Origin of the sequence: Thermosipho sp. 1070, assembly GCF_001682135.1 — a bacterium.
Classification (GTDB): Bacteria; Thermotogota; Thermotogae; order Thermotogales; family Fervidobacteriaceae; genus Thermosipho; species Thermosipho affectus.
This window is the reverse complement of sequence record NZ_CP007121.1, coordinates 593,162-617,820: the sequence shown is the minus strand read 5'-3', so window position 1 is coordinate 617,820 and position 24,659 is coordinate 593,162. Positions and strand designations below refer to the sequence as shown.

Here is a 24,659-nt window from a genome sequence, read left to right as displayed (position 1 = left end):
CTACACCTCCATATATTTTAACTTGTATTATTAACAAAAAAGGTGGCCCTCCCGCCACCTTTTATTGGGGGAGGGCTTATCTTACATATTAATTATTTTTGCAATAGTATCTTTTAATTCCGTTAAATCAGAAGATTTAACTACGTATGCATCTGCTGCCCATGAAGCAAGATCGCTTTTATAATGGGAATAGGCGGTCAAAATAATGATTTTTGCGTCCTTTTTCATCTCACGAATTTTTCCAGCAACCTCAAGCCCATTCATGCCGGGCATTTCAATATCCACTGTTACAAGGTCGTACTCTTTTGATCTAAATTTTTCCAATGCTTCTTGTCCGTTTCTTGCTTCATCTACTTCGTATCCACTTTCTTCGAGCTCTTCTGTTATTAAAAGTCTCATATTATCTTCGTCTTCTACAACTAATATTCTTTTTTTAGACATACTATCACCCCTCAGAGAAATACTACATTAAATTATATCACAATTATTCATTCTTGTACAAAACATAGGCGGAAATTCCTTCTAATACTAGTTTACCAGAAACTGTCTTTATTACTTTAGTGCCTGCTGTTTCGCCGTTTACAACTAAATTCCAATTACCTTCTGGTAAATCATATTCTATAGAATTTACATTACCGTTGTATATAACCAAAATGTCTTTCCATGTGTCATTTCTTGCGTTGTCGTGGATTATAAAGGAAACAACCCTTCTTTTTCTACTGGATAGAATTTTTAGATGTTTTTTAATTTCTTCTGCTGTTGTCATTCTAAACGCAGGGTGTTGTTTTCTAAGGTTAATAAGTCCCTTGTAGTATTCAAAGACATCCAAATATTCATATTTTCTTTGGTAGTCAAGGCCATTTATAGAAATAGGTGCATTATATGAATTTTCGTTGAATTTCTTTGTTCTAGCAAAATCTTGACCTGCGTGTATGAATGGTATTCCTTGAGATGTTAGGAGTATAGCACCTGCAAGTTTTTGAGAATTTTTGAGCATTTCATCTGTCCATTTGTATTTTTTGTCGTATTTTGCGGCAAGTGCATTTTTATCCCAAAGTGTATGGTTATCGTGACATGCAACATAATTAATAGTTTCTTCTGGATCACTTGCGAAGCTTTTGATTCTTGAGTCATAATGGATACTACCCACAACCCCTCTTTTTACGCGTGTTTCTTTTCCTATTGCCCCCATTAAAAATCCTTTAACCTTTTCGTTGAAAACAGAACCTCTTAGAGCGTCCCTAAACTCGTCGTTGAATGCTGCAATATGTGTGTTTGCTACATCTGATTTACCAAACCTTATTGGTGCACCCCAGCCGCCCCAAGGTTCACCGTACAGTATAATTGTTGGGTCAATTGCATGAATTTTTTTCTCAAGTGACAACATTGTTTTTTTATCCATTAGTCCCATTTGATCAAATCTAAATCCATCAACGTGGTATTCGTTTATCCAATAAAGTAGTGTATCAATAATGTATTTTCTCATCATAGGTCTTTCAGTTGCAATAACATTTCCACAACCGCTTTCGTTTAGGTAGGCTCCGGTTTTATCTAATCTGTAGAAGTAATAAGGAACAGTTTGATCAAATGCGGAAAGTTGGCCAATTCCAAATGTATGTGGAAAGACCATATCAAGTATTACCCTTATACCTTTTTCGTGTAATTTTTGAACCATCTTTTTGACCTCAAAGATTCGTGTGTATGGGTTTTTTGGATCTGTTGAATATCTTCCTTCTGGAACTGTAAAAAGGTAAGGATCATATCCCCAATTATAACTTTTTTCGAAATCCTTGTTTTCTTCATCTCCTGTGTAAAAATCAAACATTGGAAGAATGTGAACGTGTGTAACTCCAAGTTCTACAAGGTGTGATAATCCCGTTGTAACTCCACCGGGACCTGTTGTGTTTTCCTCAACCAATCCCAAGTAAGTAGCTTTATTTTTCACACCTGAATTATCAAGTCCTGTCATATCTGCAATATGTATTTCATAAATTATGGCATCTTCGAGTGCTTCCATGTAAGGTCTTGTATCATTTTTCCAGTCTTTTGGATTTGTTTTAGAAAGGTCTACCACGGCGCTTTTTAAGCTATTTTTATAAACGGCGTTGGAGTAGTAGTCCACAGTTTCTCTAACTTTACCGTAACTTTCAAATCTGTATTTGTAAAAGATACCATCTAAGTCACCGTCAACTTTTGCTTCCCAAACACCATTTCCAACGTACGTCATATTAACAACTTTGTATGGCTTTTTGTCTTCTCCATTTTTGTATAGTAAAACTTGTGCCGTTTTTGAAACGGGGGACCATGTTCTAAAGAGTGTACTGTCTTTTGAGTAGATATAACCTAGTTTTCCATCGAAGTATAAATTATCTAAGATATCTAACATGTAAACAGTAGACGGTGAGAAGCCCTCTATTAACAATTTAACATCTTTTCTAAAATCATCTTCTGTAAGTGGTGTTTCTAAAACTATTTTTATATAGTTTGTCTTAGAGAGGTCCGTTGGATCTGCCTTTTCAATTTTAGATACCTTTTTTTCCTTGCCGTCGACCGTTACCTTAACTCCTTTAAATGTTTTTGTGTCAATCGCATTTGTTAAATATGCTTCTATGATGTTTGAAGCTTTTGCAGCTGCAAAAAATACTCTTGGTTTTGTATCTGGCTTTTTTGTGTATATTTCTTCAACTCCTTGCAAAATCCACACCTCCGCTTTTCCATCTTTAATGTCTATAAATCTATCTTTGGCTACATCTTTTGCTTGCCATTCGTTAAGTCGTACGATAATTCCAACTTGTTCAAGGTCCATATCAAGCACTATCTTGGCAACCACACCAAAGTCATCTTTTTCCGTGAATGCGTATGATTTTCCATCCATGGCAACGGGTTTCATAGGCCATATCCATAAATTCCATCCGTTGTAGTTATCATCAAAGCGGTGATAATGGACAACAATGGTTGTTGAGGAAATAGCAATCAATGAAAGTAAAACAAACAGAAAGACAAACACTTTTTTCATAGAAAACTCCCTCCTTTATTCGTTGACTATTATAAGTGCAAAACCGCCAGATTCTAGGTTTAATTTAACAACTTTTTCCGGTGGATAAAAGCTTTCATCTCTATTCCAAATTTTTATGTTTTTAACATCTAGATTTTTTCCGACGGTGTTTTCTAGATAGATTTCAACATTTCTTTCCCAGGAAAGGTCTAAATTTCCAACTATGATTATTCCTTTGTCCCCTATCCAATAGGAGTAATTTGCCAAAAACCCATCTTGATAGTTAAAGTACACGTATTTGAATTCTCCGTTTAAGACGAAATTATCGTATTTTTTTCTAATGAAAAGTAACTTTCTTAAAAACTCAAATGTTTCTTTATCGTATTTGCTCCAATGTAATGCATAGTGATCAAAAAACGCAAGTTTTGAGTAAAATTCATCATCTGGTGGTAACAAAGTTTTACCCCAGATGGTGTTATCAAGCCCAAGGTTCATTGGTTGTATTTCACCAATTTCTTGACCTGAATTAATATACGGGATACCATTTGGCGAAAAATAAAGTAAAAACGGAGATAAATATTTTAATTTGTTGCCAAATTCCCTTGCCATTATTCTCGGGGTATCAGGCGTTTCGACGGAAGCTATAAATGGTATAACAAGTTTTTTTGCCTTTTCTTCTATAAATTTGTATATTTCATCTTTTCTTGGAGCAACATACCAAGAATTTCCTAAAATTACATCATATCCATCTGCCTTTGATTTTTTGTCGTTTTCTATTTCAAGTTCTTCTGCGATAAATACAAAATATGGATCTATTTTCTTTGCTTTAGAAATTATCATCTCTTGCAATTTTGCAGGAAGAGCGTGTCCCATATCTATTCTTGCACCATCTATTCCAAATTTTTGTTGGTAGGTGGGAATAATATTTGAAATATATTCCCAAAGCTCTTTGTTTGGTACATTTCCTGGGAATTTACTAGATTTTATAACATCGAATAAAATGTATGGTTTTTGATCTTTTGAAATGTAATCTTTTGCATCCGCTGGATTGTCAAGATAAAGTCTTAAAAATGTAACGTCATCCCAAGTGGGCTGTGGGTCGTTAATCCAATCTGAAAAACCAGGAGGAGTTACAACTCCAAATTCTTTGATTATATTCACAAGGATATTGCCATCCATGTTTTTTACTTTTTCCCATTTTTTTGGATCAAGTTTATCCGGTGAATCTACAAATTTTTTTAAGTGTTTTCTCACTTCTTTGTTTCTGTACAACAATTGTATATCTTCTTTATCTGGTATTTTAAAGGGAAGTTCTTCAACTTTTGGTGGTTTGTATTCGGATAAGTCATCTATCTTAATCCAATAAAACCAATCTGGATGCTCTTTTATTAAGTCGGAATCCCTTGAAGCTGTTCTTGGAATAAAGTCCAGTACTACCCTTATACCCAAAATATGTGCAGCCTCTACTAAAGCTTTAAATTCATCTTCCACTGTGAAATCTTCAAGCAAAGGATCATGGTAACCTTCATCAAGTTTTAATGGGTTTTTTACAGCATATGGAGAACCAATACTTCCTTTTTTGAATAAATTACTGTTTTTACTAATTGGAAGCATGTATAGTGTATTAACATTAAAGTTTTTCAAATACATAAGAAAAGCGATCATTTTTAAAAATGTTCCCGCTTCTTTATATCCAAGAATGTCTACTTCTTCAAAATTCCCGAAACCTTTGTGATTAAAGGCAGTTGTCATTCTTGGAAGTGTTCCGTACATTATTGCCTTTTTTTCCCAGTTTTTTTCTTTTGTGTGGAAAGATATGGGTTTTGCATAATCTAAATTTTCCCTTTGTTGATTGATATATGAAACCACTTTGTAGAAAAACTCAAAGGGATCAACAAAAATGTTTTCCCCTTTTTCTTCAAAAATGTTACCATATAAGTATTCATATCCTTTAATCCAAAGTTTTGGAATGGCATAGTTTTTGTGACCTGTTATCTTTGATTTTAAATATTTTTCAAGATTTTTTAGCATATACACACCTCCATAGAAACGGTTCCAATGTTAACAAAAAAATTATACCACAAATACTTAATATTTTGATATTCCGTATTTTATAATTTTTATAACATTTTCAAATTCTGATAACATTTTATCAGGTATATAGCTTGTATTGTTGTACCTTCTTGAAAACGTGTCAAAAAAATCTAAAACTATTGAAAAGGTAAATTCTCTATCAAGTCCTTCTTTTAATTCTACTTTTTCAAATTTTTCTCTTAAAACAGGCATGTATTTTGTGTAATTTTCTCTTAGAATAGTTTGAATTTTCTCTTCCAAGCTTTTTGGAAGATTTTTTGTGGTTTCAAGAAAATCAAGTATATATTTTTGTTTGTTTATAATTTCTATCTTCTTCTTACTCCATTTTAATATAAGGTTAAAAAAATCTAGATTTGGATTTTTTTTAAGGAAAAGATCTAATTCTTTCTCAAAAAGACTAATAATGCTTTTAAAACAAATCAAGTATAAATTTTCTTTGCTTTTGAAGTGATAAAAAATTGCTCCTTTTGAAACATGGGCGTTTGTAGAAATGGTATTAGTAGAAGCTGCAAAAAATCCCTTTTTTGCGAATTCTTTTATTGCAACCTCTATGATTTTGTTTTTCATAAATCACCACCTTATATCTTTATATCTTCTTTTCTGAATATAACTTCTCCAATTATTAACATTACAAAACTTATAAGTATTAAACAAATAGAATTTTTAACGAAAACAGTATTTGTCTTTAAAGTATCGCCAATAGAAATATATTTAAATATACTAAAATATCTTATGTTTTCCATTTTTTCCATGGTAGTTCCCACAAGATCAGTTATATACATTATAACAAATAATCCAATTGAAAGGGAAATTGAAAACGTGGATTTTTGAAATAAGACAGAAAAAAGTAGTGTTAAAAATCCAAAAAATGTTTCCACAACGTATAGGTATAGTGCAAATCCCAACAATATACGTGCGTTATACTCAAAGTTTACGTAAACGTTGAATAAATACAAAACGCTTAACCCAAATGCAAGCGCAAAGGTGCTGTAGAACAAAAAAAGCACGAATGTTTTATACCAATATACTCTTTTTCTGCTTATAGGTTTGATGAGTAAATATTCGATAGTCTTGTACTCAAATTCTTGTGAAAAGATACTTGACGCTAGTAATACAGAAAATATTGCGGCGAATATCTGAGCCATCATCATAACTTTTGCACCAAAAAAACCTTCTGGAGTTATAAAGCTTTCCGAAATATTAAATGCTTTTAACATAAATTTTGGAAGTGAGTTTACAAATTTTAATATTTCTTCAGAATCGTTCATTACAGTATCTATAAATGGTGCAACCATATATGAAAACATAAACAAAATGGCAAACCAAATAAAAAAGACCTTTAAGTTATGTTTTAAATCTTTTAAAAAAAGCATTTTTTCACCCCTTATATCAAAATATCTTGTGTTTCAAAAGATTTTTTTGATACTAATATCAAAGCAAAAGATATTAAAATTATAAAAAATACAGCAATATAGTTTATTGTATGTTGATTTACTAACTGTATTGTGGATAGGTGATAAAACATACTAATTTTTCTCAAAAATGCAAAATTTTTTACACCTTTGGTTACTGTATCCAAAAAATAAAACAAAAACAAAATGGCTATCGAAAGGGAATTTACAACCTTTCTTTTTTTTATGAAAATAGAAAGAAGAATTGCAATTGAAGAAAAGAAAATTGCAATTGATAAAAGGTATAGAGCAAACCCAAACATAACTTTTACACTGAATTTTTCAACAAAGGTTTTAAAGAATATAACTTCAAATGTAAAAAAAGCAAAAAATAAAAGTATGTTGTAAATGAATATGGCCAAGGTTTTTTCAAAGAAAATCTTTTTTCTTTTTAAAGGTTTTAGTAAAATATATTCTATTGTTTTTTCGTCAAATTCACTTGCAAGTATCTTACTGGAAAGTAAAATTGAGAATGTTCCAAATAAAATGAACATAAATACCATACTTTCTGTCCCAAAAAGTCCCTCAGGTTTTGACAGAATTTCCATATCTATGTTAAAGGTCTTTAATAGATTTTTTGGGAGTTTTTCAATGAATTTTAGAGCAGAACTGTTTTGTTGCAAGAAAATATTTGTAACGGAAGCATACAAAAAGACGAACAGAGAGATTATAACACACCATAGAATAAAAGTTCTTAAATTGAATTTTAACTCTTTTTTTGTAATATGCATTTTTATCACCACCTATATATACATCTTTAAAAATATGTCTTCAAGTGCTTGACTTTTAATCTCTATATCTTTAAATTCACACTTTAAAATGTTGCCTAAAAAATCTTTAAGTTGATTTTGTTTTATCTCAAAAACGTAATTTGTTCCCTCTTTTTGATAAGGATAGTTTTCCAAGAATTCACAAAAATTCAAACCATATACAAATACTTGTTTTAAAGAAATATCCCTCAATTTTGAAATCTCACCACTTATTATCACCTTTCCTTCTTTTATCATTGAAAATTTGTCACATAATTTTTCTATTTCAGATAATATGTGAGAGGAAAATAGTATTGCAGCTCCTCTTTTTTTGTGTTCTTCAAGTAATGCGTAGAATTTTTGTTGCACTAATGGATCAAGTCCACTTGTAGGTTCATCTAATATCAAATACTTGGGGTTGTGAACGAGAGCTTGTAATATTGCTACCTTCTTTTTGTTTCCAAGGGAAAGTTCTTTAAATTTTTTATTCAAATCTATTTCCAGTGTGTTGATTATATATTTTTCATATTCCAAATCTATATTTTTATAAAAAGAACGGTTGAACTTCAAGAAATCTTTTATTTTCATATCACCGTAGAAATTGACCTCTCCAGGTATGTAACCTATATCCTTTTTTACTTGATCTATTTCCATTGGCATCTTTTTATTGGAAATTAATGCCTCCCCACCGTCAGGTGTCAAAAAACCAGTTAATATACGTATTGTAGTTGTTTTCCCCGCACCATTTGGACCTATCAGTCCCAAAATTTCTCCTTCTTTTATTTCAAAGCTAACATCTTCTATACCTATACGTTTTCCATAGCGCTTTTTCAGGTTCTTTACTACAATCATATATATGCCCCCTTTTTTAGAGTTATCTGACCACATGGTCAGTATAGATTATATCATACGTTTAACGTAAATGCAAATGAAAAAATTCTATTTAAATTGGAAAGTAAAGGATTAAATCCCTAGCGTGGGTGGTGGTGCTTCTTTTTGTGGAAAGATATGGGTTTTGCGTAATCTAAATTTTCGCTTTATTGATTGATGTATGAGACTACTTTGTAGAAAAATTCAAAGAGATCAAAATGTTTTCCCTTTTTTCTTCAAAAATGTCACCGTATAGGTATTCATATCTTTTAATCCAAAGTTTTGAAATGGTGTAATTTTTGTGACCTGTTACCTTTAATACTATCTTAGACTGCGACTGACCATTTGAAATTAAGAAAATATTTGAATCAGTAAGGTTTTCATTAAAATATACGATCTGAATTTACCGCTTATTTTATCTTATTGATTAATGATTACAAAGGTATAATGTTATAATTTATTAGTAGAAAGTTTGAAATTTTTCGTATGCTTAAAATGACAAGAAATTTTCTAAGAAAGAGGTGTGTAGTATGTTACGAGGAAAAAAGCTTGGAATAATATTACTTCTAATAATATTTTTGGCATTTTTGGAAGGTTGTTTAACAAATGCAAATCAGCAAATTGAAAGTTCTGCAAAATATATTTATGCGGCTGGATATAGTAAAGGAATATTTGTGTTAGATGTAACAGATCCAGTAAATCCAAAGAAAGTAGGATGTTTAGATACGAAAGGAAGTGCAATTGGAATATACATCTCAGGAGAATATGCATACGTTGCAGACTATGAAAATGGTTTAGTGATAGTAGACATAAGTGATCCAACAAATCCAAAGAAAGTGGGGCATTTAGATACGTATGATCTTGCAAGAGAAGTATACGTTTTAGGAGAATATGCATATATTGCAGATTATGAAAATGGTTTAGTGATAGTAGATATAAGCGATCCAGCAAATCCAAAGAAAGTGGGATATTTATATATGAATGGCTTGGCATTTGGAGTATACATATCAGGAAAATATGCATATGTTGCAGATGGTCCTAATGGTTTAGTAATAGTAGATATAAGTGAACCAACAAATCCAAAGAAAATAGGACATTTAGATATGGAAGGTTATGCAATTGAAGTATACATATCAGGAAAATATGCATACGTTGCAGATGGTTCTAATGGTTTAGTGATAGTGAACATAAGTGATCCAGCAAATCCAAAGGAGGTAGGATGTTTAGATACGAAAGGGAGTGCAAATGGAGTGTACGTTTCAGGAGAATATGCATACGTTGCAGACTATGAAAATGGTTTAGTGATAGTAGACATAAGCGAACCAACAAATCCAAAGAAAGTGGGACATTTATATATAGATGGTTCTGCAATTGGGGTATACATATCAGGAGAATATGCATATGTTGCGGATAAGTATAATGGTTTGATGATAGTGAACATAAGTGATCCAGCAAATCCAATTTTAGCAGCAGATATGATGTTGTTTAGTGTTTGGGATATATCTATGCAAAAGTGATGCGGTGTGAAAAAGGGAAATCTTTCCTTTTTCTAAATTTCCTATAGGATTCAATTTTACAAATTATCAGAGATAAAAAAAGCATGGCTTTGGTGGGATTCCAAAGCCATGTTGTTTAGAAAAGTTATAAATTGATTTTTATCCTAATTTATGGTGTTTATTTTACGTTGAATACTACTTCTTTATCTTTTATTTCCAAAACGTTAATGTTTAAATTTGGAATGTTTTTTACTTTTTTGATTATTAATTCTAAATTTTTGGATGTTTCAATTACAAACACTCCTTTTTTTGGTGTTCTTTCAATCAAGTTTACTTTTTTAAACATCTCATTTAAATAATCTTTTAGAACTAATACATAGGTAGAACGTGAAACATTAAATATTAGTTTTACTTTATTTTCCCCCAAATCTTCTTCTTTTCTTAAGTTACCTACTAGATTATTCATGAAATTTACAAATTTTTCTTTATTTAACACTTTGGAAAGAGCAGATTGTTTTGTTGCACCTGCTCCTGTATCTTCAAAGGTAAGACTTTTTATTATTTGCCCAGAGAATGTATCTATTAATTGGACATTGAGTAGTAATCTTACAGACCACAGTTCATAGTCTTGTAAGTATTTTTCACCATAACTTACTTTAACATTTATAACGTATTTGGCTGCGGATAAGAGTGCAAGTTTTGATAAAAGGTTTGGATCTTTGTAACCTACTAAGTTTTTGGAATATTCTTTGGAAACAAGTTTTATACCGGAGTTGATTAGCCTTTGTTCAATGTATGGTTCTATATAGCCATATTGATCGTTATTTACCACTAAGACAGCATATCCAAGGGGTTTGTTATTTATTATCTTTTTTACTAAATCCTTGAATTTATCTTTTTCAAAGCTTACGCTGAGTACCACATGATATATCCCATTTTTTGTATCTTCGTTGACTATTTCATATTGTAGAACACCAATTAGAGAATCGATTAATTCAGCGTCTACGGGTAAACTCAAAAGTAAATTTACATCATTTGCAAATAACATTCCCATTGCTTTCTTTACAGCTAGTATCAATGCTTTTTCTATTGCTTTTTCACGTGTGTTGCCTGCACCTTCGGCAGAAATTCTCAGTAATTTACCTGTTTCTTGTGAAGAAATACCAGTTCCCTGGGTTGTTCCAGGTGCGTATTTTTTGGAAATTACGCCCCCAAGTGAGATTTCCACTTCTATGTTTTTATTCTTCACTACACCGCTTAATATTGCTTTACCATTTTTTAGTGAAATATTTTTTGGAAAATCTCCATTTTTAGATGTTACTTTTAAAACAATATCATCTATATTTGGAGTTAACTTTACGGTTAAATCTATTCTCATTCCCACAGACACTTTATCAGGACCTTCTATTTTCAATACAACATCTTTTAAAAAAGGTTGTGCTTTTTCCCTTAAAGAAATTAATTTGTTTTCGGGAAAGTCTTTTGAAAATTCCTTTATCTTATCTATACCCTCAAGCAATTTAAGTGCTTCATTAGTGTTCTTTATTTCCTTTTGTGATAATTGTCTGTATAGTTCGTTAACCTTTTCCCATTCAATCTTTATTTCAGATACGATTTGGGTTAAGCTAGAAAACATATTTGCAGGTATTTGTGTTTTGTTTTGTGATAAGAGTATTTCGTATTCTTTTACTATCCTTTGAGCACTGTATATCATCTTGTCTTTTAAAAGTGATTGGCCAAGTTTTATTGCAAAATATACTTTGTAAGTATTTAGTGCTGTGTCTTTATCCAGTAATCCTAGAACTTTTGTGTAGTATTTTCCGTTTTCATACCTTTTATCTACTAATGTAAAGTCTACGTTTACAAGTTCAATACTCACGTTTGTTTGTATAACACTTTCTAATTTTGTTTCAATTTGTTCTTTTACTTTTTCATCATCTGTTATTTGAACGAGATTTTCGTACAGCGTTGAATTGCTTTTTACTTCAACAAATATTTGCTCGGAAATCTTTCTTAGAGCTTCTTTTCTAGCTATTTCTTCAGACTTTCCCTCTGAATCTGAGATGCCTTCTCCAAAAGCGCCGATAAACCCATATGGAATGGAAAAATCATTATTTGTGGTAGTTTTACTCTCAGTGTTGTTGCAAGAAAAGAGAAAAAATGCCAAAATGAGTAGCATTATATACGTAATTTTTTTCATATTTTTCCTCCTTAGAATGACATAAAGTATCCAAGACTAATTTGTGTAAACGATGTTTTATCTATTCCAAATAGTTGTTCATAAATATATTTTACAAGGTCTCCTGGGAATAACATAGTATATCCGACGTTTACCAATACACCATTTTTTGGTTCAAATTCATACTTTAGTTGTATTCCACCGCTAACTCCAAATACGTTTAAGAAAGAATCACTACTTTCACTGTTTGTATCATATATTCCAAGAATTTGTAATCCTCCAAATCCAGAAAAACTAACTTGTCCCATTTCAAAAAGTTCTATTATTCCACCGACAGTTGAATAACCAGGCACATATCCAAGTTCAGAAGATAAAATAATGCCAATATCCGCAAATATATTTTTGCTATATCCAAAGATTCCTAAGGATATTTTTCCAGCGTACATTCCAATCGAAAAACTTCCAAAAGTATTGGAAATAGGATATTCTAAGGCAGGATCATATACTGATGGGTTACCGCCGTACTTTATTTTTGCAATGACGAGATTTTCATTTCTATCCACGCCTATAACTTTAGCGTATACCACATCTCCTTCTGAGGTTTCGATTTTGAATATAAATCCCTTTTTGACGATATTTGGATCTAGACCTGCAAGGTATACTTTCCCGTTTTCCACGCGTTTTACATATGCTTCTACTTTAAAAAATTCCCTTAAGGTAATCCAAATATCTTCAGATATCAATTCTAATAGGCTGTTTATAGCCTTTTGTGATGTTTCTTCTTCAACGTAAGTACTTTTATCAAAGGTTTTTGCAGCTAGAAGTTCTCCTGTGCTTAAATTGTAAAGTTTTAAGGAAAGACGTAGGCTTGCGGTGTAGCCGTTTTTTTCGTATTGTGCGGAAAGTTCCGTTAATGTGAGCAAAACAGCGTATTTTGCTCCCAAAATCTTTCCCGCTTCAAAGGTTTGTTCTACTATTCCCAGATCTGCAAGGTTTCGTTCTTTTACTATCATATCTAAATCATTTCTTGAAAAAACCCTAAATCTTCCAAGGGATAATGCTTTTTCTTCAAGTAGTGATATTAAGTAATCTGCTTCATCCATATTCCAACCATTTCCTACTTTTGCAGGTAAGATTACCAAACCCGTTTTTTCACTTATAGTAATACCAAAAGCTATTCCAAAAAAGAGTAAAAATAAGAATACAATTTTTTTCATTTTTTCACCCCCTTATTTAAATTATATCATAAATTTAGAATGAAGATTCATAACCAAATATTAACTTTTTGCTTAATAAATTTATCCCTAACGATATACCACTACCAATTGGTAAGAACTTAGACTTTCTTTTAAAAGAGGTGATTGATATTTCTGGGGAAATGTAGTATTCGGTTTCTTTTAGAAATAATTTTACTGAAAAGTCAAAAGAATAGATTCTTTTGGAAATTCCTATATAATAGACTTGTGGTGAGAAACCAAATAAAATTGAATAATTTTCAGAGCCGTATAAGTCTAAAAAGTTTATTTTTGCACCTACCATTGGAATATCATTGTATTCAAAAGTTATTGAAAAGCTTAAATTAGAAGGATAGTAGAAACTTTCCATGGCAAGTGAATACTTCCTTATTGGTTCAATTGAGCGGAATATATTACCATTTGAATTATTTTGTCCTACCTCTTTTATTCTTATATATCCTTGTGTTAGGTGATTGTTGAAAATTCTAAAAACTTGCCCTTTTTTTATTCCAATGTTTTCTCCGTCGTAGAGAAAGACAGTTAACCCCTTTACATCTTTTACCACACTTGATAAGTAGAAGACTTCTTTTAATTTTTTATTAATGGCTTTTGAGATATCTTTGAAAAGGTTGTTTATTTTTTCAATCTTTTCATTTCGTATTACCAATCTTTTTGAGTAGAATGTTTGTGGAATATTAACAGAAGCTTTAAAGGTTTTAGCGAAAATTATTTTTGCATTTTTTGTATCTATGATATTTAGTAAAATAGATAGATGGTAGTTGATATATTCAACATTTTTTACAAAAAACAGATCATAGAAATTACTTGCAAGTTTAAAACGCTCTTTTCTCCAAGGAAAGTTTAATATCTTAACGTAATTACCTTCTTTTTTATCTAGAATGTAGCTGTTATCATCTCCTTCTTTGTAGTATCTTCCCAATTCTACTTTTTCACCACTTATTAGGCATCTTCCTGACATTTCATTGGGAAAAAAGTCGACTAAGTCTTTTTTCGTTATTCTTTTTTGAAAATTTATGGTTTTAATGTTGATTATGTATTTTGGTACACGAAAGTCAAACGATATTTCTCCAAATAGGTCTTTTATTGCTACGTCTTTTAATATTTCTCTTATGTAATCTCTATCGTAGATGTTGTACCTTTTATCTTGTTGTAGCTTTTCCATAATAAATGCCTTTAGTTTGTTTTGAGTATTTGAAAAATTTACAACTACATCGTATTTGTCACTGTAAAAGTTGTTTTTGTTTTTTTTCAAATTTAAGAGTTTTTTTTCTACTTCATCGAATTTTTTTACTTTAAACACAAAAGGTGTAAAAGATTTTATATAAAAAGAATCTATTTCGGTTAAATAACCTGAAACATAGTACTTTTCTTCTTTTTTATTTATTATTTCTTTTCTGTAAAAATCACTTATTATGTATTTTTGATGTTCGTCTCTTGCCCAAGGAAAGTTGGTTGCATAAACATAAATGCCATTTTTGTCAACTACAAACTTATCATCTTGAAGGTTATATCTTTTTTTATCATTTGTGTAATAGTAGTTTCCATTGTAGGTTATGTAATGCCCTTTTTCATCTTTGATATAATTTATAACTTTCTTTAAAGTAATTTCTTTTTCAACGGAGAATATTTCTATTACTACAAGATTATTGCTTTCAAAAAGCTCTTTTTTTATGTTAAAGTTATAATCGGATTTTATTATTACTGTTTGAAAAGAAAGAATTGGAAGCAATAAGATAAGAAATATTGCTTTTTTTACCACGATATTCCACCTCCTATCGTGTAATTTTCTTTGTTAAATTTGATGAAAAAGTCCAAAAATTGATATCTCAAAAGTATTCCAGGGGCATTTATGGAGTATGTTAAAAATACTCCAAACTTTTCAAAATCGAAGATTCTAAATCCCATATCATATCTAGAAATTTTAAAATCCGATGTTTTGATATCTAAAAATGCGATTTTTTCGTTGTGAATATTTTTTTGGACAAGACCAAAAGAAAAGAGAAGACCTTCTGTGGAATAATAAATTCCAAGTTCAAATGGTAAAGAAACCATTTTGGAAGATTCTTTTGCCAAGTCTTTTGGGATTATCTTTTCTCCTTTTTTTAAATAAATAACTTCTGCTTCTGAAAAATTTTTTTCCACATTTCTTACAATTACCTGTGCTTTTTCATCTACACTAAATACCGTGTTTAATTTAACTCCGTCATTTTTTCCAACGTCTAAAACTACTCTATTATCCTTTAATGTAACTACATTTGCTTTAATATTGTATTTTAGTTTATTCAATAGATTATATGCAATTGTTTCTGCAATTTGATCTATAAAAAAGCTATTTTCTTTTTTTATAGGACTTTGGATTGATTCGTTCCATTCATACCACGATTTTTTAATTTTTTTGTTTATTTCTATTTCCCCATCTTTTCCGGCGAAGTTGTAATATATTTTACCTTTTACGATAAAATATTCCAAGATGTGGTAGAATTTTGTGAAAAATGATGTTGCAGAGTATAGATTTCCATCATATCCTTTTACAAAAATCCCATCTTTTCCGCCATTTGCATCGTACCATTTTCCAACGTATACTTTTATGTATTTTCCATTTACATTTATGTAGTTTCCAGATGCATTATTTTCCAGAAAAAATTTTTCTTTACTTTGAATAGTTACACTAAAATTTTTTAAATACAAATTCAAAACTAAAGGAGATTGTACGTTTTCACTGAGGATAATATTTTCACCAGAAAGTAGATCCTGAAGTTTTACTTCAAACCCCAATTTTTTTAAGGCATCTTTTAGTAGTATTTCAAATTTATTTTCACCGAAGATACCTTGTACATTTGCATAGAAAATCTCAGAGTATTCCGGTGCGTGTACGTTAATTATTATTAACGGCTTTGAAAAAATAATTATTGGGATGAAAAAAAGTATGATAAGTTTTTTCACATAATCCCTCCTTGTTTTAATAATTATAACAGAATTTGGTGGTATAATTCTCAATAGAGTGAGAAAATATATAAGGAGGGATTGTTTTGATTTTTAAAGATTTGTTGCTTCAAATTACTATTGTGCTAGTAGCGTTATTTGCAAGTCCAAAATATACTTACGAATTTAGTGTTCCAAAGTATGCTATTTTAACACTTTCAATTTCCATATTATTTACATATCTTGCAGTCAAATGGATAAAAGAAAAGAAAATTTCATTTTACATTTCAACTGCGCACGTAATTTGGTTTTTCTTTGCAATTGTATCTATAATTTCAAGTTTTAACGTTTTAAGGTATAATCCCTTTTACTTTAGACAATCTTTTGATATAGGACTTTATGTGCTTTTTAACGTATTAGTTGCTTTTTATATAAGTAGTGAGTATAAGGAGAAAAATAGAATAAACTCACTTCTTTTTGTTTTTATGATAACGGGATTTATAATCTCTATTGATGCACTTTTAAATTTTTATACGGGATATGACTTTTTCCTTGGAAGGGTGGGTGCACCTTTTACAAGGGCTTCAATTAAAGCAAGTGTTGGGAATGTTATTTTTGCGGCAAACTACATAGATATGCTTCTTCCTATTGCACTTTATTTCTTACTTGCATATAATATGAATTTAACAAAGTTTTGGCAGATTTTAGTTTTAAAGATTTTTGCTTTAATTAGTTTTTTAACGGGATTTGTCGCGGTAATAGTTTCGCAGACTAGATCAGAATATCTTGCGATAATTATCATGAGTGTTATGTATGTAGTGTTTTACTTTATTTGGAAAAAAGGAAAAAAGTGTGACTCTGATAGAAATGTAAAGAAGTTAACCAATGTGTTGTTTGCAATATTGATAGTTGCTTCTATATTTTTAGTAGTTATATACAACACGGAAAATCCACTTACCGGTCAAGGAAAGGTAAATATGACAAAGAGATTTGAAGCTATGAGTTCTGTTTCGAGTAAAGATGAAAGGTTTTTGTCATGGTTTACCTCACTTGAATTGTGGAAGGATCACAAAATATTTGGGAGTGGTATAGGAACATACCAGTTACTTTCTCTTTCAAAGATGGGAGAATATTTGAAAAAACACCCAGAATTGTACTATGGATGGAATAATTTTAAAAGAGCACACAACGATTATTTTCAAGTACTTGGTGAAACTGGTACCGTTGGATTTGTTTTAATAGTTTTACTATTAGTTATACTTGTGTATTACTTTTTTACAATTCCAAAAAAAATAGATGAGAGGGATGATCTACTACTTTTTCTTTCATTATCCATTTCCATAGTGGGATTTGCCATTCAAAGTTTCTTTAGTTTTCCAGGACATCTTTTGCCAAACGCACTTGCCGCAACGGTATTTGCAAGTTTAGCGATTGGTCCATACTTTACGAAGAGGAAATTAAAAGAAGTAACAGGAGGTAAGGCAATATTAATATCAATACTTGCTTTGACTGTATCTTATTCTTCAACCTATTTGAGGTGGAATCATTTTATATCAGAAGTTTATTTTAAAGATGGAAATGCGGCATACCTTACTTTTGCAAAAATTATCGAAGAATATCCAAAAGCTTCTGAATATATATCCAGTCTTGAATCAAAACTGGACGCATTGGAAAAACAACAAGGTGAGTTTTCTTATCTAAATAAAAAAGTATGGGAGCAACAAAAGATAAGAGAATACAAAAATAAAAATATACCGTTTAATGAATTTGAAATAGAAAACCAAAGGATTGCACAGATAGAAAATATAAGGAAACAGTTAAAAGCTCAGCTTGAAAAAATAAAGATGCAAAAAGCTAGTATGCCGGCATTAGCTAAGCAATATTATACCCAAGCAAAGGAAAAATTGCTAAAAAGTGTAAAGATAAATCACACGTATGGCAAGTCGTATTTTTACCTTGCAACACTAGCGGTACAGGAATTTGAAATAGAAAATTTAAAGAAAAACTTGGACCATAACTACAAGGAGATATTTAATCAAGAATTTAGTGATTTCCAAAAGGTTGTGAAAGTCAAACATAAATGGCTTTCTGTTCTTATACCTTATATTGAAAAAAACAAAGATATTTTAGATAAATTTGATTTTGCAACCACACAAGCACTTATAGATTCCATAAGTTTGTATGAAACTTCACTTCTTTGTTTTAACGAAAGAAATACGTATAAAGCACTTGCGATGAGATTTCACAGTTTACATATAATGATGAGAAAGTTGCTTTCTTTAATAGATGAAAAGCAATATAAAGAAGAAGTTAAAAAACTAGTTGTACTTACATTTGATAAGTACGTAGAATATGCCAAAAAGACGATAATTAATATGCCAGGTGGTTGGAATAGATTTCCCGATTGGAAAAATCCAAATATTACAAAGGCTTCGCGCGGAGAAGATATATATAGATTTTTTACGGGAATGATATTTAAACTTCAACCCCCCACCGTTAAACCTGTAAGTGATTTTATTTATTGGCTTGCAAATATGGAAATAAAGGCTGTAAAGTATATGAACTTAAAAGGTGTCTGGGGGGTACCAAATGGTGTAATTGACTTCTTGCACGCATCTGCCTTTGAATATTACAAAAGTGGAATGATGCAAGAGGCCATATACTTACTTGAGAAACTTAAAGATGTGTATAAATCTTCATATGGTATGGCAGAGAAACAACTTTCAAAGTACAAAAAATCACTTGACAATCAGATAAATTACTTGAAAGAAAAATACGGTAAAAAAATAGAGGATATCTTGACAGAAAACTCTATCCCAAATAGTGCAATAAAAGTGATCAAAGATGAATTTGAAAGAGCTTTAGATAACGCAAATAGAGATTTTCAAAATTACAACTATCTTTCAGTTGAAACAAATTATATGAAAAAGGTTGTGTTAAGGAATCCTTCAAGTTGGTATGATGTTCCTAAAAACAGTGTATGGGGTGCAATAATTGTAAAACACTTAAATGAATTCCTTTCAGAATTACAAAAGATGGGTGTAAGTACAAATATTATATTAAGCATCAGAGAAAAGATCCAAAATCTTATTAACAATCCTACATATGTAAGCGTATATGAATCCTATGCAAGGTTTATAGCACATTATGCTTTAATAGAAAACGATTTGAAATTTAATGCAGAAAAATTGCTTGATACATATTCTAAGATGACAGATAATATGTGGGAAAATGTTATAGATGATTGGAGTAATGTTTTGTTTGATGCAACACCTTTAAAAACAAAAGAAGAAATTTTTGAGTACCTTAAAAGTATTTCAAAATGATAAGGTGAAATGAGGTTGAATTATCTGAAAATGCAACACTAACACAGATAAGGTTATGATGGAGCAACTGTTACTATAACAGGCATGAAATTTTGTATTACAATTCCAGATGAGGAAATTAAGATTCAAAAAAATTAAGGGAAAAGATTTGAAAATTGATTTTGAATTATAAAAATAAGTCCTTCCAAACGGAAGGACTTATTCTTTTAAAATTGCTTCTAGATATTTTGAGATAAGAATACCCAATACAAAGTATACATATGAAAACCATTTTGTAGTGACTGGGAAGATCAAAAATGTACCTGCTAAGGTCAAGCCTATTAAAAAGGAAATAACTTTTTCTCTGAATTTTTCCATTAAAATTTCTAAGAGTTTAACGATTAGTATCAATCCAAATAAAACGCCAAGACCAAAGGGTATCAAAATTTTAAACTCCAAACTTGAAATAGCATCTATGACTTGTTTGTATATTCCCAATATTAATAACATGGAAGAGCCACTAATGCCTGGGAGAACCATGGTGGCTGCACCTATTATGCCACTAACAAACAAGTAAAACAAATTTGTATTTGATTTTTCTACAGATTGAGTGAAAGATAATATAAAATACGTGATAACAAATGAGAAGGTAATTATTGAAAAATTTGAGATTTTTTTTATCTTTATTTCTTTTAAAAGGTAAAAAAGTCCACCTATAATGAGGCCAGAGAAAAGACCATAAGAATATTCTGGATATTTTTCAAAAACTTTTGAAAGAATTTTAGAAAGTAGCAAGATGGATATTGCTATACCAAAGATAAGAAATGCAACGGTTTTTAAAGAATTTTTTTTAATTTTAAAGGACAATAAATCTGAAAATGCTTTTAATATTATATCGTATCTTCCTGAAATTGCCGCAATAGTACCACCACTAATTCCAGGGAGTAAATTTGCAATACCCATTAAAATACCAAGCAAAAAATCTCTCATATCTAATCCTCCATGAGTTTTTCTTTAATTATACATATTTTTTTGTTAGTTGTAAACTACGTGGAGATATCAGAGGTTAGTATAAACTTGCTTTTGTGTTTTCCAAATGAAAATTCCACTGTGGGAAGATTTTCTCTAACGCTAAATTTTACGGAAATTACCCCAGGGATTGAAACTATTTTGTAGTATTTTTTTCCATCAAATAATTTAATAACTTTTTCCGTATTGTTACTTTCTAATATGTATTTATATTCTTTTCCCTTTCCATCAGGCGTGGAAACGATAAATGAAATTTCATTTTCTAAAACTTTTACTCCATATGATACATTTGCATTTTTAAAAAAATGTTGTAAAGTGTAAAAAGAATATATTGTACATTGTTCTAAACTGCAATTTTTAAATGTAACTTCTAAATTTTTTGTCAAAAGTAAAAAAAGAGATAAAACAGTTGCAAATAATATTACAAAGATAAGAAGAAAAGAGATTATTCCGGAAATTGAAAAGCTCATATTCTCCCCCCCTTTATGGTCTTCCTTGGAATATTAGAAATTCTTCTGTCTTGTTTGCGGTTTTTAGTATCGTTACTTTTAATATCCTTGCAATAACAATATTTGAACTTTTATATACTTTTTCTACCTTAATCCTTGAGAGTTTTGGATATATGTTTGGATCTTGTGTCCCGTAAAATTTTTTGTTTAGTATATTTGGCAGAGATTCTATGCTTTTATCTTTTACGCCACGTATTAGTATTTCATTGACTACAAATTGTTTGAAATTTGAAAGTTTGTTTTGAAATTTTAATTTTCCATTTTGAAATGAAGAAAAAGAAACCAGGGAGAATACCCCTGTTGATATTAAAGCTATAAGCAATAATGAAACAAGTGTTTCGGTTAGGCTAAACCCTTTTTTCAAAAAAACCCCCTCCTATCCCCTATTTATAACATTCTCCAAATAAAGTATCATGATACTCTGTTTCTTTGATGGAGTGGCATTTGTTCCAATTCTTCCAAGCAAAGCCCTTGAGTCATGGACGTAAAACTTGTAATAACCAGGAACATATTGCCCAACAAGTCCCACTGGTCCCCTTTTTCTTTGCATAATACTTCCGAAAATAAAGAGTTGCTTGTTTTTTTGACCATTTTGATAGTCTTCTACCCTAAAAGAGCCGTTGAAAGAATATATATTTGCAAATATTTTGTGGTTGTTTATTCTTGAAAAATCTTTATTTGATCTTATAATTACATCGTTTTTTGCAACTAAATCCAAAGAGGAATCTTCGTTATTTAACACGAAATTTTTAATTTCCTCTGTTTTTTCTAATGATATTTCTTTATTCAAATCAAAAGAAACATTTAATAGGGTTTTATACGGTACTATACGTGTGTTGATGTAGATATTACTTTTAGAGAATATGGTTAAGTTTCCATCATAGGTAAATAACCTTTTTTGTAGGGGGTTATTATCCGTCAGTTCTATATCGTAATCAGAAGTTATAACCCCATTAAACTTTACGTTATTTGATTTACCGTTGTATCTTATTCTTGCTTTTGGAAGTTCTCCTACTTCCCAGGATAGTTCATAACTTTTACCATTAGTATATATAGTTAATATATTTTCACCATTTACAACCTTTGAGGTAATAATTGCATTATTTGGCAATTTAATTCCACACTCTGTAGATGTATTTAAAAAATCTTCTAAAGGGAGTACAAGTTTTGATGTAGCACTAGAATAATCTTTATAAATATTTGTAAAACCTATATCAGAATCTACAAATTTTACAGGTGGATTTCCTTTTAATTTTAATAAATCGTAAACCATGTCTGGATTGTGTTGTGAATCATATGTAGTTGATGTATTGTTGCTTTCATTATAGTATTTGATCCCAGGAACTTCTAATGTTCCAAGTACGGTAAATTTTTGATCGGTTCCTGAATATTGGTACACGTTGATATAGTCATTACTCTTTAATGGACCGTATATTATCTCATTGCTTGTAAAGTAAATTAACGGTTCTTCTTGAGAATAGTAAATATACTTGTTTAACTTTTCGGAGGTAAATATGGCAATTTTGTTAAATTCAGTGTTTTCTTTTTTTATTCTAACGTAAAGTAGGTATTTTCCACTATTTTTGATTTTATATACAGCAGAAAATACCGAAAGATTAGGAAAGCTTTCTATATATTTTTTAAATTCTTTGTAATAATCTTTGAGGGAAAGCTTTTCAAATGATGAAGTGCTTAATTTTTTGTTATTTGAGAATATAATTGTTGCCTTTTTTGTGTCTACTTTTTTTTCTATAAATTGCTTTGTTTGAGTAGGCCACTTTACATTTTTTATATAGGAGACTTCTTGTGAATAGTCTTTAAATGAAAATATATCTTCTCTTAAATTACTTGAGTTATCTACCCCCATCTTAACAGTTGCAATGGAAAATTCTAAAAGATTATTTGCGATAAATTCGACGTTTTCTTCTTTTATTTTTCTAAAATACATATTTTCTGTGTTTTTAAGTATGCTAAATGTAGCAGCAGAAAATATTGTAAAAACTACAAGTAACATTAAAAGAATGATACTAATTGACCCTTTTCTCAAAAAAAATCCCCCCACAGTATAAAAAAACATCCTAATTTATATATAACAAAAAATAAGATGATTGTCAAAAATATTGCAATGAAAATATTAGTATATATTAAAAAAGTCTATATACACATAAATTATCTTTTTGTTTAATTTATTTGTAACATTTGAAGTTTTAAAAAAAGGGGAGCTACCTCCCCTTTTTTTATCCTCTAAGGAAGATTAAATATAGGATGAATAAAAATGCAAGGAGCCAGTTTAGGATATGGACATCTTTTGTTTTGCCGCTAAATGTCTTTACAATTGGATATACAATTAATCCCAATGCAATTCCATTTGCAATAGAGTAGGTAAGTGGCATTACAATCATTGTAATGAAGGCGGGAATAGCCTCTGTTATGTCATCCCAATTGATTAATTTTAAACCTTTTAGCATTAATGCTCCGACAAAGATTAGTGCAGGTGCCGTTGCTGCGGCAGGAATTGTTAATCCAAGAGGTGCAAAAAAGAGCATTAAAAGCATTAAAATAGCCACTGTAACAGCTGTAAGTCCTGTTCTCCCACCTTCTGCTATACCCGTACTACTTTCGATATATGTTGTAACAGTCGAAGTTCCAAACAATGCACCTACTGTGGTACCAATGGCATCTGCTAAATAGGCTTTGTTTGCTCTTGGAAATTCTCCTTTTTTTATAAAACCAGCACTTTCAGCAAGTCCCGTTAAAGTTCCAAGTGTGTCAAAAAAGTCTACAAAGAAGAAGGTGAATACTACAATCCAGAAAGTTCCAGAAGCAAGATCTGTCCAAGAGAATTTTTCAAATAGTTTTAGAAATGTTGGGGATATATCAGGTATTTTTCCCACGATCCCTTGGAATTTTGTAACTCCAAATATGGGGATTGCCCCAATAAATGTGGAAGCCAAAATTCCTATTAATATTGAACCGGGCACTTTTAGTGCAAATAAAATAGAAATAATGAAAAACCCTATAATAGTAACTAATGCGGTATGTGATGTTATATCACCTAATGTTACAAAGGTTGCGGGATCTGAAACAACGATACCTGCACTTTTAAGACCGATAAATGCGATGAACAATCCAATACCTGCACTTGTTGCTATTTTAACAGAATTTGGAATTGCCTTAACTACAAAGCCTCTAACACCGCTTATTGTGAGTAGTATGAATAGAATACCTTCAATAAATACCGCGGCAAGTGCAACACGCCAGTCAATACCGAGCTTTCCACAAACTGTAAATGCAAAATACGCATTTAGTCCCATACCAGGTGCAAGTGCAAATGGATAATTTGCCCAAAGTCCCATTATTAACGTTGCAGTTGCAGCACCTAAAATGGTTGCAACCATAAATGCACCGAAGAATTGAGCATATAGCGGATTGTCTGGGCTTAATCCGGGGATCACGTTGATTAAGATGTTTGGGTTGATGAAAATAATATATGCCATGGTAAGAAAGGTAGTGATACCAGCAACTATCTCGGTTTTTACACTTGAACCACTTTCCCTAATTTTGAAAAATTTTTCCATACTTTCTCCTCCCCCTTGAGATATGAGTGTTACTTTATGTTTATTTTTGTTTTTCTTGTAAATTCAATTAAAACCCCATCCACAACGATATTGTCGATATCCATGTGTTCAACGAAATCAACTATCATTTCTTCTAGTTCTTTTTTCTCCCTATTTAATTCTTTTATAGTTTCCTTTACTTTTAGATACCTCTTTAAAAGTTCTTCAAGTGTCTGATTTTCCATAT

At 30.7% G+C, this 24,659-nt stretch carries 19 protein-coding genes; 2 read left to right on the top strand and 17 right to left on the bottom strand.

Annotated features, from left to right (window positions below; translation table 11 throughout):
- Window positions 1-81 precede the first annotated feature (81 nt).
- Genes Y592_RS03060 through Y592_RS03030 form a run of 7 tightly spaced genes read right to left on the bottom strand, consistent with a single transcriptional unit; the run spans window position 82 to window position 8,141 of the window.
- A complete protein-coding gene (locus tag Y592_RS03060) occupies window positions 82-441 on the bottom strand; it encodes a response regulator (protein WP_075665586.1) in 360 nt (119 codons plus the stop codon).
- Window positions 442-484: 43 nt separating this feature from the next.
- A complete protein-coding gene (gene pulA / locus Y592_RS03055; RefSeq protein WP_088368851.1) occupies window positions 485-3,016 on the bottom strand; it encodes a type I pullulanase in 2,532 nt (843 codons plus the stop codon).
- A gap of 15 nt (window positions 3,017-3,031) precedes the next feature.
- Window positions 3,032-5,026, bottom strand: coding sequence for an alpha-amylase family glycosyl hydrolase (locus tag Y592_RS03050; protein ID WP_075665584.1), 1,995 nt, complete (start codon window positions 5,024-5,026; stop codon window positions 3,032-3,034).
- Window positions 5,027-5,083: 57 nt separating this feature from the next.
- Entirely contained in the window at window positions 5,084-5,656 is a 573-nt protein-coding gene (locus Y592_RS03045; RefSeq protein WP_075665583.1) for a TetR/AcrR family transcriptional regulator, read from the bottom strand.
- Between the two features lie 11 nt (window positions 5,657-5,667).
- Complete coding sequence (locus Y592_RS03040; protein WP_075665582.1) at window positions 5,668-6,462, bottom strand: ABC transporter permease; 795 nt, start codon at window positions 6,460-6,462, stop codon at window positions 5,668-5,670.
- A gap of 11 nt (window positions 6,463-6,473) precedes the next feature.
- Window positions 6,474-7,271 carry an ABC transporter permease subunit gene (locus Y592_RS03035; RefSeq protein WP_075665581.1) on the bottom strand — a complete coding sequence of 266 codons (798 nt, stop codon included), beginning with the start codon at window positions 7,269-7,271 and terminating at the stop codon, window positions 6,474-6,476.
- Between the two features lie 12 nt (window positions 7,272-7,283).
- On the bottom strand, window positions 7,284-8,141 hold the full coding sequence (locus Y592_RS03030) for an ABC transporter ATP-binding protein (protein ID WP_077287201.1): 858 nt from the start codon (window positions 8,139-8,141) through the stop codon (window positions 7,284-7,286).
- A 548-nt stretch (window positions 8,142-8,689) separates the two neighbouring features.
- Here Y592_RS03030 and Y592_RS03025 point away from each other — a divergent pair.
- Complete coding sequence (locus Y592_RS03025; protein WP_077287199.1) at window positions 8,690-9,676, top strand: LVIVD repeat-containing protein; 987 nt, start codon at window positions 8,690-8,692, stop codon at window positions 9,674-9,676.
- 157 nt (window positions 9,677-9,833) lie between these two features.
- Here the strand turns inward: Y592_RS03025 and Y592_RS03020 are convergent, their stop codons facing one another.
- Genes Y592_RS03020 through Y592_RS03005 form a run of 4 tightly spaced genes read right to left on the bottom strand, consistent with a single transcriptional unit; the run spans window position 9,834 to window position 16,033 of the window.
- Entirely contained in the window at window positions 9,834-11,855 is a 2,022-nt protein-coding gene (locus Y592_RS03020; protein ID WP_088368850.1) for an LPP20 family lipoprotein, read from the bottom strand.
- Window positions 11,856-11,866: 11 nt separating this feature from the next.
- A complete protein-coding gene (locus Y592_RS03015; protein ID WP_077287197.1) occupies window positions 11,867-13,051 on the bottom strand; it encodes a CsgG/HfaB family protein in 1,185 nt (394 codons plus the stop codon).
- 34 nt (window positions 13,052-13,085) lie between these two features.
- Window positions 13,086-14,849, bottom strand: coding sequence for a hypothetical protein (locus Y592_RS03010; protein ID WP_088368849.1), 1,764 nt, complete (start codon window positions 14,847-14,849; stop codon window positions 13,086-13,088).
- Entirely contained in the window at window positions 14,843-16,033 is a 1,191-nt protein-coding gene (locus Y592_RS03005; RefSeq protein ID WP_075665576.1) for a hypothetical protein, read from the bottom strand. The genes Y592_RS03010 and Y592_RS03005 overlap by 7 nt, the downstream gene beginning before the upstream one ends.
- 86 nt (window positions 16,034-16,119) lie before the next feature.
- Here Y592_RS03005 and Y592_RS03000 point away from each other — a divergent pair, with 86 nt between their 5' ends.
- Complete coding sequence (locus Y592_RS03000; protein ID WP_075665575.1) at window positions 16,120-19,338, top strand: O-antigen ligase family protein; 3,219 nt, start codon at window positions 16,120-16,122, stop codon at window positions 19,336-19,338.
- 198 nt (window positions 19,339-19,536) lie between these two features.
- Here the strand turns inward: Y592_RS03000 and Y592_RS02995 are convergent, their stop codons facing one another.
- The 6 genes from Y592_RS02995 to Y592_RS02970 form a co-directional block, all read right to left on the bottom strand.
- Entirely contained in the window at window positions 19,537-20,307 is a 771-nt protein-coding gene (locus Y592_RS02995; RefSeq protein ID WP_075665574.1) for a DUF368 domain-containing protein, read from the bottom strand.
- A gap of 56 nt (window positions 20,308-20,363) precedes the next feature.
- The gene (locus Y592_RS02990; protein WP_075665573.1) at window positions 20,364-20,816 is read right to left on the bottom strand and encodes a hypothetical protein; all 453 of its coding nucleotides are present in this window, start codon (window positions 20,814-20,816) and stop codon (window positions 20,364-20,366) included.
- 13 nt (window positions 20,817-20,829) lie between these two features.
- Window positions 20,830-21,219 carry a type IV pilus modification PilV family protein gene (locus Y592_RS02985; RefSeq protein ID WP_075665572.1) on the bottom strand — a complete coding sequence of 130 codons (390 nt, stop codon included), beginning with the start codon at window positions 21,217-21,219 and terminating at the stop codon, window positions 20,830-20,832.
- A 12-nt stretch (window positions 21,220-21,231) separates the two neighbouring features.
- Window positions 21,232-22,902: a hypothetical protein gene (locus tag Y592_RS02980; protein WP_075665571.1), complete on the bottom strand. Its 1,671-nt coding sequence runs from the start codon at window positions 22,900-22,902 to the stop codon at window positions 21,232-21,234.
- 190 nt (window positions 22,903-23,092) lie between these two features.
- Window positions 23,093-24,433, bottom strand: coding sequence for an NCS2 family permease (locus Y592_RS02975; protein WP_075665570.1), 1,341 nt, complete (start codon window positions 24,431-24,433; stop codon window positions 23,093-23,095).
- Window positions 24,434-24,462: 29 nt separating this feature from the next.
- Window positions 24,463-24,657: a hypothetical protein gene (locus Y592_RS02970; RefSeq protein ID WP_075665569.1), complete on the bottom strand. Its 195-nt coding sequence runs from the start codon at window positions 24,655-24,657 to the stop codon at window positions 24,463-24,465.
- Between the last annotated feature and the right edge of the window lie 2 nt (window positions 24,658-24,659).

Excerpts from the sequence above, each read along its gene's own strand:
- Y592_RS02975 (WP_075665570.1), bottom strand. The coding sequence starts at position 24,433 with ATGGAAAAATTTTTCAAAATTAGGGAAAGTGGTTCAAGTGTAAAAACC.
- Y592_RS03040 (WP_075665582.1), bottom strand. The coding sequence starts at position 6,462 with ATGCTTTTTTTAAAAGATTTAAAACATAACTTAAAGGTCTTTTTTATT.
- Y592_RS03050 (WP_075665584.1), bottom strand. The coding sequence starts at position 5,026 with ATGCTAAAAAATCTTGAAAAATATTTAAAATCAAAGATAACAGGTCAC.
- Y592_RS03035 (WP_075665581.1), bottom strand. The coding sequence starts at position 7,271 with ATGCATATTACAAAAAAAGAGTTAAAATTCAATTTAAGAACTTTTATT.
- Y592_RS03030 (WP_077287201.1), bottom strand. The coding sequence starts at position 8,141 with ATGATTGTAGTAAAGAACCTGAAAAAGCGCTATGGAAAACGTATAGGT.
- Y592_RS03060 (WP_075665586.1), bottom strand. The coding sequence starts at position 441 with ATGTCTAAAAAAAGAATATTAGTTGTAGAAGACGAAGATAATATGAGA.
- Y592_RS02990 (WP_075665573.1), bottom strand. The coding sequence starts at position 20,816 with ATGAGCTTTTCAATTTCCGGAATAATCTCTTTTCTTCTTATCTTTGTA.
- Y592_RS03025 (WP_077287199.1), top strand. The coding sequence starts at position 8,690 with ATGTTACGAGGAAAAAAGCTTGGAATAATATTACTTCTAATAATATTT.
- Y592_RS03015 (WP_077287197.1), bottom strand. The coding sequence starts at position 13,051 with ATGAAAAAAATTGTATTCTTATTTTTACTCTTTTTTGGAATAGCTTTT.
- pulA (WP_088368851.1), bottom strand. The coding sequence starts at position 3,016 with ATGAAAAAAGTGTTTGTCTTTCTGTTTGTTTTACTTTCATTGATTGCT.
- Y592_RS02995 (WP_075665574.1), bottom strand. The coding sequence starts at position 20,307 with ATGAGAGATTTTTTGCTTGGTATTTTAATGGGTATTGCAAATTTACTC.
- Y592_RS02970 (WP_075665569.1), bottom strand. The coding sequence starts at position 24,657 with ATGGAAAATCAGACACTTGAAGAACTTTTAAAGAGGTATCTAAAAGTA.
- Y592_RS03020 (WP_088368850.1), bottom strand. The coding sequence starts at position 11,855 with ATGAAAAAAATTACGTATATAATGCTACTCATTTTGGCATTTTTTCTC.
- Y592_RS03045 (WP_075665583.1), bottom strand. The coding sequence starts at position 5,656 with ATGAAAAACAAAATCATAGAGGTTGCAATAAAAGAATTCGCAAAAAAG.